This window comes from Nocardia sp. CDC160 (assembly GCF_035818795.1).
Taxonomy (GTDB): Bacteria; Actinomycetota; Actinomycetes; order Mycobacteriales; family Mycobacteriaceae; genus Nocardia.
Window position 1 is genome coordinate 53917 of the sequence record NZ_JAYKYT010000005.1, and the last position, 16985, is coordinate 70901.

The 16985-nt window shown below is 69.1% G+C and carries 11 protein-coding genes; 4 read left to right on the forward strand and 7 right to left on the reverse strand.

The window, feature by feature from the left end; genetic code table 11:
* Window positions 1-12 precede the first annotated feature (12 nt).
* On the forward strand, window positions 13-570 hold the full coding sequence (gene ssuE / locus VMT40_RS27955; RefSeq protein ID WP_326361838.1) for an NADPH-dependent FMN reductase: 558 nt from the start codon (window positions 13-15) through the stop codon (window positions 568-570).
* Between the two features lie 17 nt (window positions 571-587).
* On the forward strand, window positions 588-1736 hold the full coding sequence (locus VMT40_RS27960) for an LLM class flavin-dependent oxidoreductase (protein ID WP_326362765.1): 1149 nt from the start codon (window positions 588-590) through the stop codon (window positions 1734-1736).
* A gap of 30 nt (window positions 1737-1766) precedes the next feature.
* Here VMT40_RS27960 and VMT40_RS27965 read toward each other — a convergent pair whose 3' ends face one another.
* Both VMT40_RS27965 and VMT40_RS27970 read right to left on the reverse strand, forming a co-directional pair.
* A complete protein-coding gene (locus tag VMT40_RS27965; protein ID WP_326361840.1) occupies window positions 1767-2594 on the reverse strand; it encodes an SDR family oxidoreductase in 828 nt (275 codons plus the stop codon).
* 35 nt (window positions 2595-2629) lie between these two features.
* Window positions 2630-4201 carry a succinic semialdehyde dehydrogenase gene (locus VMT40_RS27970; RefSeq protein ID WP_326361841.1) on the reverse strand — a complete coding sequence of 524 codons (1572 nt, stop codon included), beginning with the start codon at window positions 4199-4201 and terminating at the stop codon, window positions 2630-2632.
* A 102-nt stretch (window positions 4202-4303) separates the two neighbouring features.
* Here VMT40_RS27970 and VMT40_RS27975 point away from each other — a divergent pair, with 102 nt between their 5' ends.
* Window positions 4304-4993, forward strand: coding sequence for a TetR/AcrR family transcriptional regulator (locus tag VMT40_RS27975; RefSeq protein WP_326361843.1), 690 nt, complete (start codon window positions 4304-4306; stop codon window positions 4991-4993).
* Between the two features lie 18 nt (window positions 4994-5011).
* Window positions 5012-5374: a cupin domain-containing protein gene (locus VMT40_RS27980; RefSeq protein WP_326361844.1), complete on the forward strand. Its 363-nt coding sequence runs from the start codon at window positions 5012-5014 to the stop codon at window positions 5372-5374.
* Window positions 5375-5383: 9 nt separating this feature from the next.
* Here the strand turns inward: VMT40_RS27980 and VMT40_RS27985 are convergent, their stop codons facing one another.
* From VMT40_RS27985 to recC, 5 genes are read right to left on the reverse strand one after another with little or no spacing between them, the layout of a single operon-like run.
* Window positions 5384-6868 (reverse strand): flavin-containing monooxygenase, encoded by a 1485-nt coding sequence (locus VMT40_RS27985; RefSeq protein ID WP_326361845.1) that lies wholly within the window; start codon window positions 6866-6868, stop codon window positions 5384-5386.
* A 9-nt stretch (window positions 6869-6877) separates the two neighbouring features.
* Window positions 6878-7723 carry an alpha/beta fold hydrolase gene (locus tag VMT40_RS27990; protein ID WP_326361847.1) on the reverse strand — a complete coding sequence of 282 codons (846 nt, stop codon included), beginning with the start codon at window positions 7721-7723 and terminating at the stop codon, window positions 6878-6880.
* Between the two features lie 53 nt (window positions 7724-7776).
* Window positions 7777-9669, reverse strand: coding sequence for an exodeoxyribonuclease V subunit alpha (recD, locus tag VMT40_RS27995; protein WP_326361849.1), 1893 nt, complete (start codon window positions 9667-9669; stop codon window positions 7777-7779).
* Window positions 9666-13478 carry a UvrD-helicase domain-containing protein gene (locus VMT40_RS28000; protein WP_326361850.1) on the reverse strand — a complete coding sequence of 1271 codons (3813 nt, stop codon included), beginning with the start codon at window positions 13476-13478 and terminating at the stop codon, window positions 9666-9668. Before VMT40_RS28000 ends, recD begins: the two co-directional genes overlap by 4 nt.
* The gene (gene recC, locus VMT40_RS28005; protein WP_326361851.1) at window positions 13475-16795 is read right to left on the reverse strand and encodes an exodeoxyribonuclease V subunit gamma; all 3321 of its coding nucleotides are present in this window, start codon (window positions 16793-16795) and stop codon (window positions 13475-13477) included. Before recC ends, VMT40_RS28000 begins: the two co-directional genes overlap by 4 nt.
* Window positions 16796-16985: the final 190 nt, after the last annotated feature.

The window sequence follows — 16985 nt, forward strand, 5'->3', positions numbered from 1 at the left end:
TCGGAGCCATTCATGCCCACTCTGTTGATCCTGTCCGGCAGCCCGTCGGCGACCTCGCGAACCGCGGCACTGTCCGAACATCTCGCCCAGCGCCTGCGCGGCCACGGTCATCTGGTGACCGCCGTGCGGGTGCGCGACCTGCCCGCCGACGCGCTGCTGTCCGCCGACGCCACCGATCCGGCGGTCGCCGCCGTGGTCGCCGGAATCGCGGAGGCCGACGGCGTGGTCGTCGCGTCGCCGGTCTACAAGGCGGCCTACAGCGGTGTCCTCAAGACGCTGCTGGATCTGCTGCCGCAGTTCGCGCTGGCCGGAAAGGTGGTGCTGCCCGTGGTCACCGGGGGCAGTCCCGCGCACGTGCTGGCGATCGATTACGCGCTGCGGCCGGTGTTGTCCTCGCTCGGGGCCGATCACATCGTGCCCGGCTGGTTCGTGCTCGATCAGCACATCGAACCCAATCCGGACCGGTCCGACGTCACCCTCGACCCCCGGGCCGCCGAGGCGCTGTACCCGGTGGTCGACGCGTTCTCCGCTGCGGTATCCGCGCGCCGGGTACCCGCCACCGCGGCCTGATTCGGGAGGGCATGCGAATCATGGTGCGATTCCACTGGTTTCTCCCCACCTACGGCGACAGCCGGTATCTGGTCGGCGGCGGTCACGGCACCGCCATCACCGCCGCGGGTGGCGACCGGCCCGCCGATATCGGCTACCTCACCCAAATCGCGCGCAGCGCCGAGCAATTGGGCTTCGAGGCGGCATTGACGCCCACCGGCGCGTGGTGTGAGGACGCGTGGCTGACCACCGCCATCCTCGCCCGCGAATCCGAGCGACTGAAATTCCTCGTCGCCTTCCGGCCCGGACTGGTCTCACCGACCCTCGCCGCCCAGATGGCCGCCACCTACCAACGCCACACCGGAGGACGGCTGCTGCTCAATGTCGTCACCGGCGGCGAGGATCACGAACAGCAGGCCTACGGCGACCATCTCGACAAGCGCCAGCGCTACGAACGCACCGACGAATTCCTCACCGTCGTGCGCAGACTGTGGTCCGGTGAGCGGGTGACGCTGGCGGGCAAGCACATTCACGTCATCGATGCCGCCCTCGACCGCATCCCGCACCCGGTGCCCGACATCTACTTCGGCGGCTCCTCCACCGCCGCGGGCCGGGTCGCCGCCCGCCACGTCGACGTCTACCTCACCTGGGGTGAACCGCCCGACGCGGTGGCGGCCAAGATCGCTTGGATTCGCGAGGAGGCCGCCGTCGCGGGCCGTACCCCGCCGCGTTTCGGTATCCGCCTGCACGTCATCACCCGCGACACCGCCGCCCAGGCGTGGGCCGAGGCCGAGCGCCTGCTGTCGGCTCTCGATCCCGCCACCATCGCCGCCGTGCAGGCGGGCCTGTCCCGCAGCGGATCCGAGGGCCAGCGACGCATGCTGGCCCTCCACAACGGCAGCACCGCCGCCCTCGAGGTCTCACCCAATCTCTGGGCCGGTGTCGGCCTCGTGCGCGGCGGCGCGGGCACCGCGCTGGTCGGCAGCCATACGGAGGTCGCTGCCCGCATCGAGGAGTACCACGCCCTCGGCATCGACGAATTCGTCCTCTCGGGTCACCCGCACCTGGAAGAGGCCTACTGGTTCGGCGAGGGCGTGCTGCCGATCCTGCACCGAGAAGGCCTGTGGCAGCACCCCTTCAAGACCGCGGAGTCGAGCGTCGCCGCGGCCATCCCCTTCACGAGTTGAAGCCGCGCCCGTGGGCGTCGCGCCGGATCGCTATTTACGACCGGTGAATTCGTCCATGGAGTGATAGACGCCGACCGTGTTGAGGTAGAAGTCGCGGACCTTCAACGGCAGCAGACCGGAGATGGCGCGGTTGAGGCGCGAGGTCCAGGGCAGGACGACGAGGGCCGACCCCTTCTTCATCTCGTTCCAGGAGGTGTCGACCACCTCCTCCTGTTCCAGGATCGGGGTGAACCAGAAGCCCTTGGCGCCGTCGAACATTCCGGTGTTGATGTAGGTCGGGCAGACGGTCGTGAAGGTCACGTGGGTGTTGCCGGACTGCTCCAACTCCAGGCGCACCGAATCGGACCAGCCGAGGGCGGCCCACTTGGAGGCGGCGTAGACGCTCATGCGCGGATTGGCGACCAGTCCGGCCGAGGACGCGATATTGAGCACCCGCGCCTCATTGCCCTTGTTGGCCACCATGGCGGGCAGGAATTCGAGCGTGATGTACATCGGCGCAAGGGAGTTGATGGCCATGGTCTTGTCGATATCGGCCTTGTTCTGCGTCTCCCAGAAGTAGCCGTTGCCGCGCACGATGCCCGCGTTGTTGACCAGGATGTCGATATCCCCGACCTCCGCGCGCACGGTCGCGCCCGTCTCGGCGATGGCGTCGCGGTCGGAGACGTCCACCACGTAGTGGTGAATCTTGCTCGTACCCTGGGCCGCCAGCTCGGCCGCGGTCTCCTTCAGCGCGGTCTCGTTGATGTCCCACAGCACCACATCGGACGCGCTCTCGGCGACCGCCCGCTGCGCGAAGGATTTGCCCAGGCCCATGGCGGCACCCGTGACCAGGACCTTCTTACCCGCTACCGTCTTCATACCCCTGCATACCCCTGTCGAGTGATCGGCGGAATTCACTTCTGCCGCAGTGTCTTCATGACGTTCAGGTAGAGCGTCATGGTCTTGGCCCACAACTGTTCCGACATGCCCGGCAGCGGTGCGATGGGCAGGCCCCGCTGCACCGCGATGGTCTGGGTGTCGATGTATTTCAGCAGGCCCTCGGGTCCGTGGCGACGACCGGTACCGGAAATGCCGAGCCCACCCGAGGGCGCGGCCACCGAACCCCAGGCCGCGATGAAGCCCTCGTTGACGTTCACCGATCCGGCGCGCACGCGTGCGGCGACCTCGCGGGCCCGCTCGATATCGCGGCTCCAGACGCTGGCATTGAGGCCGTAGGCGGTGTCATTGGCCCGGGCGACGGCCTCGTCGTCGCTGTGCACGCGGTAGATCGAGACGACGGGTCCGAAGGTTTCTTCGCGATAGACGGTCATGCCCTCGCGCACGCCCTCGAGGATGGTGGGCTCGTAGAAGTACGGGCCGAGGTCCGGGCGCGCCCTACCGCCCGCGAGCACCTTCGCGCCCTTGGCGACCGCGTCGTCGACATGCTTGGTGACGGTGTCGATTTGGCGCGGGAAGGTCAGCGAGCCGATCTCGTAGCTGAAATCGAGGGCCTTGCCGAGCTTCAATTCCTTGGTGTGGCCGACGAATTCGCTGACGAACCGGTCATACACGGTGTCGTGCACGTAGATTCGCTCGATCGATTCGCACAGCTGCCCGGCCGAGGCGAAGCAGGCGCGCACCGCGATCTTGGCGGCGGCGGAGACGTCGGCGTCCTCGAGCACCAACAGCGGGTTCTTGCCGCCGAGTTCGAGCGAGTAGCCGATGAGCCGCTCGCCCGCCTGCTGGGCGATGGTGCGCCCGGTCGCGCTGGAGCCGGTGTAGTCGACGTAGTCGGCGCGGGCGATGACCTCGGTGCCGACCACCGCGCCGCGGCCGAGCACGGCCTGCCACAGTCCCTTCGGCAGGCCCGCGCGCTCGGCGATATCGATGGCCCACAGCAGGGTGAGCGCGGTCTGATTGTCCGGGCGGCCGATCACGGCATTGCCCGCCAGCAGCGCGGGCAGCGCGTCGGACGCGCCCAGGGCCAGCGGGTAGTTCCACGGCGAGATGACCGCGACCACGCCCTTGGGCCGGTTGCGCACCTCGACCTGGGTGAGCAGCGGCATGACGCCGCGCGGTTTGCGGTGCGCCAGAATCGATTTGCCCTCGGCGGCGTAGAAGCGGGTGTTCACCGCGACATCGGAGACCTCGTCGAAGGCGTGCACGCGGGACTTGCCGGTCTCTGTCTGCACGATGTCGAGAATCGTGTCCTGTTCGGAGAGCACCAGATCGTGGATGCGCCGCAGCAGCGCCGCCCGCTCCCCGACCGGCACCTTCGCCCATGCGGCCTGCGCTTTGCGCGCGGTGGCGAAGGCGGCCTCCACATCGGCCACCGAGGACTGCGGCAGATCCACGATCTTGACCCCGGTGGCGGGCGCGAACACCTCCACCGAGGGCGCGCCACCCGCGACGGCGTGGCCGAGCAGCCGCCCGACCAGGTCAAAAGGCAGTGCTTCGGCCGCTGCGAGCTGCGGGGCAGTCGTCATTGCTCGCCCTCTCGAGGAGTCGTGTCCGGGTCGAACCCGCTATTTAATGAACATCGGTGTTACATGAACACTGGTGTTAGATTAATGGATGTGACGCCCACCATGTCAACCCCCACGGCCCCTCGGCGCGGCCGCCCGCCGCAGACCGAGAAGCAGGCCGACCAGGTGCGCGCCCGCATCGTGCTGGCCACCGCCGAGGTCTTCGCCGAACAGGGTTCGCGCGGGTTGAACGTGGCGCGGATCATCGAGAAGGCCGGGCTGGCGCGGCCGACGTTCTATCGCTACTTCGCCAATGCCACCGAGCCGCTGCACGCGGTGCTCAGGATTTCCAATGAGGATCTGGTCGGCGGTATTCGCGCGGCGCTGGACAAGACCGAACAGCCGGTCGAGTTGGGCATCAATCTCATCGAGGCCTACCTGCACTGGGCGGGTGGCCACGGCCCCATGCTGGCCCCGCTCTTCGCCGAGTTGCACGACCCGGGCTCGCCGGTCTCGGCCTATCGGGAGGAGGCCATCGCCGATATCCGAATCCTGGTGCGCACCAAGATCTGCGACCTGGGCCGCCCGGCCCCCCGCGATCTGGATCTCGACACGGCACTCCAAATCTGCGAGTTCGTCGTCTACCGAATCTCCGCGGCCGCACCCCACGGCGAACCGGATACCGACACCATCGACGCCGCCCGCTTGACCATGGTCCGCGGCGTACTGGCCATGCTCGGCATCCGCGAGGACATCGAATACGCCCTCGACATTCCAGGCCTGTTCGACGCAGACGAACCCGACGATGTTTAGCCGGGCTAAGCTCACGCCATGTCGGAAACCACGCCGCCCCAATCCTTCTCGGCCGTCACCCGCACAATCATCATGGACGTCCCGGTAACCCCGGCCAAGCTGACCGACCGCATCCAAACCCGCCGCATCCACATGCCCGCGGGCACCCCCGCCGGACTACACACCCATAACGGCCCGGTCGTCGGCAGCATCATCTCCGGCTCGGTCGCCTTCCGCATCGACGGCGAGCCCCAGGTCATCCTGCGCCCCGGTGACGTCTTCTTCGAGCCGGAGGCCGAACGCATCGCCCAATTCGACGCACTCGACGAGGATGTCGTGTTCCTGGGCCACTTCCTACTCTCCTCGGATCAGGAGCCGACCCTCGAATTCTTGGAGAGCTGAACGCCCGGATCACGCCGTCTTGACCGACTCCTCCGAGGACCGGGCGCGTTCGAAGCGCATGGCGGGGTCGGCGACCTTGCCGTAGCGCAGTTTTGGCAGGTCGCGCAGGTAGTTCATGTGCAGCTTCCAGGGGGCTCGATCGCCCTGCTTCGGGAGGATGTCCAGGGATCGCAGCACGTAACCGGGCTCGAAATTGAGGAAGGGCGCGGTGCCGACGGAGGGGTCGCGGACCGGGGTGGCGCTGACGTAGCCGTGGGCGTCCATGTGGCGCAGCAGCCGAATCACGTACTCGCACACCAGGTCCGCCTTGAGCGTCCAGGAGGCGTTGGTGTAGCCGATGATGTAGGCGAAGTTCGGGACCTCGGAGAGCATCATGGCCTTGTAGGCCATGGTGTCCGGGAGGTTGATCTTGCGGCCGTCCACGACGAGTTCGATGCCGCCGAAGGGGATGAGGTTCAAACCCGTGGCGGTGATGATGATGTCGGCCTCGAGCTCGCGGCCGGACTCCAGGCGCAGGCCGGTCTCGGTGAAGGTGTCGATGCGGTCGGTGACCAGATCCAGATTGCCCTTGCGGATGGCGCGGAAGAAATCACCGTTGGGCGACAGGCACAGTCGCTGATCCCACGGCTTGTAGCTGGGATTGAAATGCGTGTCGAGGTCGTAGCCCTTGGGCAGCCAGCGCTCCTGCCAGCCGCGGATCCAGGCCCGCATGCGCTTCGGATAGCGTTGCGAGAGTTGATACATCAGCGTGCTCAGGGCGACGTTCTTGCCGCGGGCCAGCGCGTAGGCGGCGCGCTCGGGCAGGAACCTGCGGGCGCGGTTGGCCAGGGCGTCCTCGGCGGGCATGGAGATGATGTACGAGGGCGAGCGTTGCAGCATGGTGACGTGCGCGCCCTGCTCGACCAGGGCCGGACCGAGGGTGACGGCGGTCGCTCCGGAGCCGATGATCACCACCCGCTTGCCCGCGACATCGACCTGCCCGGGCCAGTGCTGGGGATGGATGATCGGACCCGAAAAACGTTCCGTGCCCCCGAATTCCGGGGTGTATCCCTCGTCGTAGCGGTAGTAGCCCGAGCAGCTGAACAGGAAGTTCGCGGTCATGACCACGGTCTCGCCGTCGTGATCGACGGTCACCGTCCACCGGGCGTCCTCCGACGACCACTCCGCCCGCACCACCTTGTGCCGATAGCGGATGTGCTTGTCGATCCCGTTCTCCGCGGCGGTGTTCCGCACATACGCGAGAATCGACTCGCCATCGGCAATGGCCTTGTCCCCCAGCCACGGCTTGAACCGATACCCGAGCGTGAACATGTCCGAATCGGAGCGAATCCCCGGGTATCGGAACAGATCCCAGGTCCCGCCGCTGGCCTCCCGCATCTCCAGAATGGCGTAACTCCGCCACGGAAACGCGTGCTGCACATGGTAAGCGGCGTCGACACCGGACAACCCGGCCCCGACAATCAGCACATCGACGTGCTCGGGCGTAATGGCCATAGCTCCAGCCTATAGACCCCGCAAGAAGAATTCCCTCACAATCCCCGCGACCCGCTCCGGATCGCCCTTGTCGATGCCGAAATGGTCCAAATCCGGAATCGTCGCCCGCTCACACTGCGGAATCACCGAGGCCAGCAGTTCCTGATCGGACGCGGTCCACGCCCGGCGGTCGCGCCCGCCGTCGATCAGCAGCACCTCGGCACCGATCTCCGAGTAGTGCTCGTGCGTGCTGTCATAACGCACGTACTGCCGATGCTCGACCAGGTTCTGCGGCAACTGAGCGATCACCACGTCCCGCTCGGGTGCGTTCATGAACAGCGGCATCATCCGCCGAAACATCCACCGCGGAATCCTGCGCGCACTCTCGGGCCCCAGCTCCCGAACGAACTCGACAAACGCATCGAACGGCTTGCCCTGCGCCAAGTATTTCTCGTACGCCCCCATCCACCCGGTCGGCATCGACCCGTTGACTGACAGCCCCGGCTCGTACACCGCAACCTTGCGCAGCCCCGAATTGCGCCGTGCCGCCTCCAACGTCACGAACCCGCCATAGCTGTGCCCCACCACCAACCCCGCGCCCGTTTTGTCCTGTACGGCACGCAAATCCGCACAATCCGCCTCGACCCCGTGATCCGCCCGCTGCGGACCGCTCTCTCCCCGACCCCGGCGCTCGATCGTATGCACCGTGAACCCGGTGCCCAGCGCCTCCGCGAACCGCCCGTATCCCCGGGCGACCGACAGCACGCCAGGCACGACGATCACATCCGGCCCGCTCCCCGTGGTCAGATACGAGATCCGCGTACCATCCTCGGACACAACCGAATTCACACTCTGCTCATGCGCCGACTCGACCATCGTTCCCCCTCCCGATATCGCGCGCCGTTCACGCTACTCCGTTCGAGCCGGTCTCATTCGCGGTTGCGGAGGCCGCTGGCTCGGAGGACGCGGCGGGCGATGGCGGAGCGGATGGAGTCTTCGGTGCCGAGGATGCGGACGTGGCGGCGGGCTCGGGTGATCGCCGTGTAGAGGAGTTCGCGGGTGAGGAGGGTGGATTCGGGGCCCGGGAGGACGACCGAGACGGTGTCGTATTGGCTGCCCTGGCTGCGGTGGATGGTCATGGCGTAGACGGTGGTCACGCCGGGGAATTGGGTGGGGTGGACGAGGTAGGGTTCGGTGCCACGTTGGAGGGCGGCGCGCAGGGTGCCGTCGGGCATGCGGACGATGACGCCGGTGTCGCCGTTGTAGATGCGGGCCTCGTGGTCGTTGGCGGTGACCAGCAGCGGCTGGCCCGGATACCAGTGGGCGGCACCGGGATCGGCGCTGATGCCCGCCGCGGTGACCCAGCCCGCGGCCAGGCGGTCCCAGCGTTCGACGCCGTAGGGGCCTTGGCGGTGGGCGCAGAGCAGGCGGTGGGATTCGAGGGCCGTGAGGGCGGCGGTCGCGTCCCCGGCGAGTGCGGCGTCGGTGGCTTCGCGGGAGGCGCGCAGGACATCGGCGCGTACCTCGGTGATGTCGTCGGGCCCATACAGGGACAATTCGTCGCCGCCGTCGGCGAGCAGGGCAAGGGCCGCGTCGGCGTCACCGGCGCGGATGGCGACGGCGAGTTCGGCGATGCGGCCACCGAAGCGGCGGCCGCGGGTGAGACGGACGATGCCGCCGCGCAGGCGTTCCCGCTCCCGGCCCGACAGCGCGTCCGGATGCGCGGCGGTGCCGTGCGGATCGCCGCCGAGAATGCGGTCCAGGGCCGGATTCGCCTGTCCCGGAACCGGTCCCGCCACCAGGTCGGCGAGCACCGCGCCCGCGTCGACGGAGGCCAGCTGGTCCGGGTCGCCGACCAGGACCAGGCGGGCGTCGGGGCGGACGGCGGGGAGTAGGCGGCTCATCATGGTCAGCGACACCATGGAGGTTTCGTCGACCACGATCACGTCGTAGGGCAGTCGATTGAACTCATTGTGTTTGAACCGGCCCGCGCCCCCGCGCTGCCAGCCGAGCAGCCGGTGCAGGGTGGCGGCGGTGAGTTCCGGCAGTCCGATATCCCCCGCCTGCTCCCGCACCGACTCCTGCATGCGCGCCGCGGCTTTGCCGGTCGGCGCGGCCAAGGCGATGCGCAGCGCGGGCGCACCGGGAATGGCCTGCTGATGCGCGACGAGCAGCGCCAATACCCGGGCGATGGTGTGCGTCTTGCCGGTACCGGGCCCACCGGCGACCACGGTCGTCCATTGGGTGGCGGCGAGCGCTGCCGCCAACCGCTGCCGGTCGAGTGGGTCGCCGGGACCGCTCTGGTCGGGGAACAGCCGATCCAGCTCGCGCCGAACGAGTTCCGCGTCCACCATCGGATGCGAGGCGGCCCGCTCGGTCAGCACGCGCCGGATGGTCTCCTCCTGCCGGTAGTACCGGTCGAGGTAGAGCAGCGGACCGGCCTCGGCCCCGCCGGGCGGGTCGATCAACCGCAGCGGACGCAGCGGTCCGGACGGGCTGCCGGTCACCAGCGGACTCACCCGCAGTGCGGCAATGACGGATTCGACCTCCGGCCACGGCAGGGTGGCCGGGTCGATGGCCGATTCCTCGGTGCCCTCGGCATCCACGCCGATCTCGTGCATGCGCCGCACTTCCAGGCACACCGACCCGGATCGCACGGCGCGCACGGCCAGCGCGGTCGCGAAAACCGCTGCCTCGGACCGTTCCCCACCGAGCCGAGCCAACCGCAACGCCACATGCACATCCGCCGCCGACAGCACCCCGGCGGTATTGAACACCTGCAGCAACCCGGTTCCGCGCTGCGCCAATTGAATCGAGGTCACCGGCCGAGCACCTCCGTGTCTCCGGCGAGCAGGGCCGACAGCTCGATGATCAGTACGGTGGGCGGGTACCAGTCGAAAACGCCACAGCCGTCCGGGGTGTCGGGCCCGACCATGCCGCGCACGAACAGATACCGGATCCCGCCGAGGTGTTCCTCCGGACGGTATCCGGGCAGCCGCCAGCGCAGATATCGGTGCAGGGCAACCGAATACAGGATGGCCTGCAACGGATAGTGCGAACGCATCATCTCCGCGCCCATGCGGTCGCGGGTGTAGTGCGCGACGGTGAGGTCGCCGCTGCCGAGCCGGTTGGTCTTGTAGTCGACAACAATGAAGCGCGGTCCGGTGGTGCGCAGCACGGCATCGATACTGCCGGTGAGATACCCGCGCAACGGAGTGTCGTCCAGGTGCGCCAACTGATCGGCGTAGGGCGCGAAGATGTCGTCGGCGGGGACGTGGCGTCGCCACAGGTCGGCTATGCGCGGAACCGTGACCCGCGTGGCCGTGGGGTCGTCGCCACCGGCGAGGGGCAGTTCGAAATCGAGTTCGCTCAACCGATCCTGGGTCGCGAAATCAGCGAGCGTCCCGCAGCCGATGGGTGTGTGCATGACCGCCAGCAGCGCACCGGAGAGCACATCCGGGTCGGCGTCGAACATCTGCTCACCGACCGCGTGCAGGCACCGGGACCGAATCTCCCCGGCCAGGTCGGGCGCGTCGGTGTCGACGTATTCCAGGACCTCGTGCACCAGGGTGCCGAATTCCGCGCCGTAGGGCAGCGAATTCATCAGGGAGGGCATGGCTCCCGCGAACACGTCGAGATCGTCGGCCAGCACCGACGGGGTGGCGGGTTCGTCGGCGATACCGCCGCCCTCGGGCAGGTCCGCGGCGGGCAGGGCGTCGTGGGCAGCGGCGGTGAGGGCGGAGTACGAGGTGCGCCGCCACGCCTGGTCCAGGGTCCGGTCGAAGTGGGCGGCCGCCAAAGGTTCCGTGGCGGTGGCCGTGTCGTCGACCGGCAGGCGCGCCCGGCCGATCTCACGCACCGGCTCGATGGCGATCACGCCGGGTTCGGCGGTCGACGCCCATTCCTGAATCCGTTCCAGCACCACCGAATCCGCGGGCACCGGCACCTTGTCGGCAATGGCCGGGCTGCCCGGTTCGCGGCCGAGCAGCATGCGGTGCAGGGGCGCGGTCTGGGTGTCGAAGGCCGGTGCCCACCAGGCGATCACCTGCGCGCCCGCGCGGGTCAGCGCCACATACAGCAGGCGCAGTTCCTCGGCCTGTTCCTCGGATTCGGCTCGGAGCCGACGCGCACCATAGCCCGGCGCGTCGGGTCCGCCCACGTCGAGGATGCGCCGCCCCTGATCATCGTGGAAGAGCAGGGTCGGCGGATTACGCAGCTTGGCGGCGTCCCAGGCGAAAGGTAGATAGACGACCGGGAATTCGAGGCCCTTGCTGGCGTGCACGGTCGCGATCTGCACGGCCGCGGCATCGCGATCCAGACGGCGACTGCGGTCGGCCACACTTCCCGACGCCGGGTCGCGCACCCGGTCGGCCAGCCAGCGAGTCAGCGCCGACAAACCCAAACCCTCACGCAGCGCGGCCTCATCGAGCAGCTGAGCGATCTGACGCAGGTCGGTGAGCTGGCGTTCCCCGCCCCCGAGAGCGAGTAGGCGGGGAGCCAGTTTCGTTTCGGCGCTGAGTTTTTCGGCAACGGCGGCGAATCCGGCGCGGGCGAAGAGGCGGGCGGAATCCCGCAGTTCGGCGCTGAGGCGGCCGACCAGATCCGCTCCCCCGGCGTCGATGTCCGCCGCGCTCAATCCGAGCAGTGCGGTTCCGGCGGCCAGGCGCACCCGGTCGGCGCGGTGCGGCTGTTCGAGGGCGTGCAGGACCCACAGCCATTCGGTGGCGGCGGGCGTGCCGAAAACGCTTGCGCCACCGGCCAGCACCGAGGCGACACCGGCCGTCTCGAGCTCCTTGCGCACCATCTCCAATTGGTTGCGATTGCGCACCAGCACGGCGATATCGCCGGGCCCGAGCGGCCTTTCATCGGGTGTCCCGGCATTGATCCGGACCCCGGATTCGAGCAGACCGACGATATCGGCGGCCACATCGATGGCAACGCGTTCGCGCTGGCGGCCCACGGTCGGGAAGCCCGCCTTGTTCAGCGGCCCAGCGCCCTTGCGCGGCAGGCACCGCAGGCGCAGCGGCGTCACCCGCTCAGGCGGACCGGACAGCCGGGAGAATGGCCGGGTCGCCGCCACCCGATGCACGGTGATCTCCTTGTGCCCCAGGGCAGCTCCACCCTGGAGGTGTTCCAATGCCGTCAGCAGGCCCGCGTCGCTGCGCCGATTGGTGGTCAGTTCCCGTTTGCTGTCGGCGTGGGCGACCGCGTCCAGATAGCTGAGCACCTCGGCCCCGCGGAAGGCGTAGATCGCCTGCTTCGGGTCGCCGACCAGCACCAGCGTCGCGTGCCCGTGGAAGGCGCGCCGCAAGATGTCCCACTGCAGCGGGTCGGTGTCCTGGAATTCGTCGACCAGGGCGACCCGATACCGATCCCGAATCCGCTGGCACGCGCGCGGCCCGTGCTCGGGATCGGCGAGCACCTCGTGCAGCAGCACCAGCAGGTCATCGAAGTCCCGCAGCCCCGAAAGCCGTTTCCGCCGAGCCGTTTCCACCCGCACGGCCTGGGCGAACGCCACCCGCTCCGCCGCCGGATCGTCCTCCCCGTCGGCCTCGGGCTGCAACATCGCGTGCGGATCCCCCACCGCCGCCGCGGCCAACCGCTGCGCATCCGCGGGTCCGAACGGCGCACCCCCGCGCGCATACCGGCTCAAATACAAATCATCGGCGACCGTGGACACGACATCGTCGATGCCCTCCACCAGCCGCACCCCCGGATCCTGCTCCCCCGCCAACCCCAACTCGTCCAGCATCCGCTGGCAGAAACTGTGCGTCGTGGCAATGGTCCCCGCATCGAAATCCGACAGCGCGGCCAGCAGCCGCTCCCGCCGGGCCGCGATCTCCCCCGGATTCCCTTGCGCCAGATGCCGAATCAACTCGTCCCCGGAAGCCAACGCCCGCTCCGGATCCCCCAGCGCCGCGGCAACTCCCACGAACCGATCCCGGGTCCGCTCCCGAAGCTCCTGCGTGGCCGCCCGACTGAACGTCACCAGCAGCAACTCGGAGACATCCACCCCCAGCTCGGCGACAAACCGCACCGCCAACCCGACGATGGCATACGTCTTACCCGTCCCGGCGCTCGCCTCCAGCACGGTCGTCCCCACCGGCAGGGCCCCGGTCAGCTCGAACCGATTCGCCGAATCCCCGAGCAGCACACCGGAATCGCCGTCGACCGCACCGGCACTCCCGCCCGGCTCGGGTGCGCGCGGCTCCTCTTCCCACAGCCCTGGTCCACCAGGCTCACTCGACACCCGGGCGTCATCCGGCACGTCGGCTACGATCTCGGCTCCCATTCCGGGAGGCGCGGCGCTGTCCCCCGCCGGTTCGGCCACCGGGAGGTTCCGCACGACGACCTCGGTGTCGAGCCCGAGCACACCGTCTCGGCTCGAGTGATCGGTGCGGCCTCGACCGGATGCGGCACCCGCGTCCACCGGTGGCGCCGAAGCTTCGGCGGACGCGGGCGAGTCCCGCTCGGCGGGCAGTTCGAACAGCTCCGGCACCTCCGGCTCCGGGGTGGCGGGCTCGCGGCGGCGGCGCGGCTCGCCCGCGGTGGTGTCGCCGCGGCGGCGGGTGCGGGTGGCCGGGCGCGGGGCCAGGTCCGGGTCGGTGAGGGAGAACAGGTCGTCAGTCATGGCTGCCCCTGATTCTCGTTGGTGAGCAACGGATTCCAGAGGCGACGCGCCAGTTCACCGAAACGGGTGGGTTCGGATTCGACGCCGGGCAGGGCGGGGGCGGCGGCCTCGGTGAGCTGGTGGAAGCGCGGGGCCGGGCCCAGGATGTGGCGGAGGTAGCGGTCGGTGTTCTCACCGAACCGGCCGTCGAATTCCTGTTCGGCGGCCAAGAGGGCGTCGTCGGGGGTGGCTCCCGCGAGGCGGCGTTCGGCGTAGACGGCCGTGGCGGCGGGGGCGATGGGCAGCGGTTCGGACAGGCCCTCGTCGCGCAGGTCGGCCAGATCCCGCAGGATGCCGCGGGCCAGGGCCGCCGTGGGTGCGGTGAGGGTGGACTGCCAGGCGGGCCGGTGATGTTTCCCGCGGCCGATGGTGATCGCACGCCAGCTCTGATGGGTGCCGGTGGCGGCGAGCGCGAGCAGCCGAATCCAGGCGGCCATGCGGTGTTTGGGTGCCAACCGCGAGTACGTGGTGCGCAGCAGGGCATCGTCGTGGACGTCGGGCACGGTGCCGGTGAGGCGGCGACCATCACCCAGATCGACGGCGATATCGATGGTGCGGGAAGGGATTTCGTGCAGCGGCCGCGCGACCCGGACCAGCTGATCGACGGTGCTCTCCACCTCGTCGAGCACGGCCGCGCCGAGGCTGAACGGCGGCAGCGACCCACGTCGCCATTCGGCCGCCCGCAAGACATTCGGGTCGACACCGGTCAGGCGGGCGGTCAGCATGCGCTCGCCCATATTCCATTTGGTGAGCCCGTCGAGCTCGATGGGCAGCCGGTCGGCGATCTCCTCTTCTTCCTCGGGCACCCGAATTCCCAAGCGCTGCCACAGGAACGCGCGCACCGGGTGTTCGGCGAAGGCCACGAGATCCGCCAGTTCGACATCCCCGCGCGCGGTGGCGGGCAGCGGTACGGGCAGGAACGGCGGCCGCGGTCCCGGCGCGCGACTCGCAGCCTGCGCACCCGCCAGTGCGACGGTGTCGAAGCTGAACGGCGCATCGATGCGGAAGTTACGACGGTCGAAGGGCTGCAACGGGTGTCGCGTCACGACCTGATCCATGGCGGCCGCGCCGACGTGCGCGCGCACGGTGTCGAGGAGTTCGGCGAGCGGAATGGCGGGCGGGCGATGCGCGCCGGAGACCGGGTCGGATCCGGTGTGCAGCAGCACGAGTCGCTCACCTGCGGCCATGATCGCGTCCAGCAGCAACTGCCGGTCCTCGCTGCGCGGGTCGCGATCGCCGGGCAGTCGATTCCGGGCCAGGGCGTCGTCACCGTCCACGCCACCGGCGCGCGGGAACACCTCGTCGTCTAGTCCGAGCAGCACCACCACGCGATGCGGCACCGACCGCATGGGCACCATGGTGCACACGGTGAGTTCCCCGGTGCGGAAGTTGGCGCGCGAGGGTCGTCCGGCCAGCCGCGCGTTCAGCAGCGCGCCGATATCACTGAGCCGCAAAGGAATCAGACCGGCCGGTTCTAGCGCCGTGGCCAGCTCCCGCCGCGCCTGCACACCCATCCAGCCCTGACTCGACGGCACATCGGTGAGCAGATCCAGGGCCCGCCCCAAGACCGCCGACCACTCGGCGGCGGGCCGCGCCGACCCCGCCGGTTCCTCCAGCGTCGACCCCCGCAGATCCCGCAGGCACACCGCCAGCCGATCCACGAACTCCGCGAACCGTCCCGACAGATCGATGTCATTGCTGTCCACGTCGTCCAGGGGCAGCACCAGATCCAGCCAGTCCTCGCTGGATTCGCCCGCCGCGACCCCGAGCAGGATTCGATCCACCGCGGCATTGAGCGTGTTCTGCGCGAAGTCCCCGAGCCCGAAAGCCTGCCGCTGCCGCTGCCCGATTCCCCAGCGCGCCCCGGTCTCGGTGGCCCATTCCCGCAGCCGCTCGATATCGTCGTCGTCGAAACCGCAGCGCAGCCGAACCGGTTCGGCCGCACACAGATCCAGCACCTCGGTGACGGTGACGCGCCCGTCGGCCAATTCCAGCAGGGTGCCGATCACGTCCAGCAGCGGATTCACCGCACGCTGTGCCCTATCGGCCAGCCGCACCCGCAGCCCGTGCGCGGGATGCCCGGGCTCGGCCCCGTCCAGGGACCACTGCCCGAATGCCGCGCGCACCAGCGGCGCGTAGCTCTCCACATCCGGGCACATGACGATGACGTCGCGCGGCTCCAAAGTCGGGTCGGCGGCGAACAATCCGAGCAGCGCGTCGCGCAGCACCTCGACCTGCCGCGACGGCCCGTGGCAGGAGTGCACGGCGACCGTGCCGTCGGCCAGGCTCGGCTCCGGCATGAGCGACCAGCGGTCCTGGCGGACGGCGGCCTGCAATTCCGACAGCAGCGTGCGCGGCCCCACGGTCTCCGGCCGCGGGTGATAGGTGTCGATGTGGTCGTATCCCGACAGCCGCTGCTGCAACTCCCGCACATCCCGACCCAGCGCGGCCAGCAGCGGATGCCGCACCCGCACACCGGAATTCGGGGTCACCTCGGCGTCGGCGAGCTTGGTCCACAGCGCCGGACTCGGATGCACCAACCACAGGTGCACCTGCCGCCCCGAGGACAGCGCCGAGAGCACCTCGAGCTGATCGGTGGTCAGCCGCGTCACCCCGAACAGCGAAATCCGGTCCGGCAGCGACACGATCGACGGATCGGCCCGCAGCCGCGCGCACGCCGCGCCCAGCCGTTCGGCGGGACTCGGCACACCCACGACCTCGCGCAGCCGCCGCCACAGCAGGGGCTGCCACACCAGATCCGACGGCAGCGCGTTCCCCGCGCCATCGCTATCGCGACCATCCGACCAGTCGGTAATCATCGCCGGACGCTGTGCCGCATAACTATCGAACAGCGCCGCGATCCGCGCCGCCGTCGCGTACCGCCGCCCGATCCGGTAACCCCCCTGATCACCGTGACCCAGATGCCGAGCCAGCACCGCGGCCCACGACTCCCCCAGCACCTCGTCCAACACCGGCAGCAGCGTCCACACCAGTCGCTCCGGCGACCACGGATCCTGCTCCGGATCCACCCCCGTCGCCTCCGCCAGCACCGTCGCCACCAGCCCGGCCGGATCCGCGAAATCGATATTGGCCGAAACGCCATCGGTTCCCGCGCCGACGCCGAGGACCGTGGCCAGCCGCTGATTGAGCCAGCGCTCGATGCCCTTGGCGGGAACCGCGACCACTTCCGGGGTGAACGGATCGCCGAGCGGATCGGCGAGCAGCTCGGCCAGCGCGTCCGCGAGCGTGTCCGCTCGTTCGGCCCGGTGAATGTGCACGAGCTGTGTTTATACAGTTGGCGAACGACATGCAAACACCACCCCTCGCGGCTCGCCGGGTGACACCTGCCACACGCCGAAGATTTGCTAGGGCGCGTCACTCTGAAATTCGAGTGTGGTATGCGACAGTGCCTTTCGGGGAGGTAGGTAGTTGTCTTTCGAAAGGCTGGTTCACATCGATGTCTGCGTC

Excerpts from the sequence above, each read along its gene's own strand:
- ssuE (WP_326361838.1), top strand. The coding sequence starts at position 13 with ATGCCCACTCTGTTGATCCTGTCCGGCAGCCCGTCGGCGACCTCGCGA.
- VMT40_RS27965 (WP_326361840.1), bottom strand. The coding sequence starts at position 2,594 with ATGAAGACGGTAGCGGGTAAGAAGGTCCTGGTCACGGGTGCCGCCATG.
- VMT40_RS27970 (WP_326361841.1), bottom strand. The coding sequence starts at position 4,201 with ATGACGACTGCCCCGCAGCTCGCAGCGGCCGAAGCACTGCCTTTTGAC.
- VMT40_RS27975 (WP_326361843.1), top strand. The coding sequence starts at position 4,304 with ATGTCAACCCCCACGGCCCCTCGGCGCGGCCGCCCGCCGCAGACCGAG.
- VMT40_RS27980 (WP_326361844.1), top strand. The coding sequence starts at position 5,012 with ATGTCGGAAACCACGCCGCCCCAATCCTTCTCGGCCGTCACCCGCACA.
- VMT40_RS27985 (WP_326361845.1), bottom strand. The coding sequence starts at position 6,868 with ATGGCCATTACGCCCGAGCACGTCGATGTGCTGATTGTCGGGGCCGGG.
- VMT40_RS27990 (WP_326361847.1), bottom strand. The coding sequence starts at position 7,723 with ATGGTCGAGTCGGCGCATGAGCAGAGTGTGAATTCGGTTGTGTCCGAG.
- VMT40_RS28000 (WP_326361850.1), bottom strand. The coding sequence starts at position 13,478 with ATGACTGACGACCTGTTCTCCCTCACCGACCCGGACCTGGCCCCGCGC.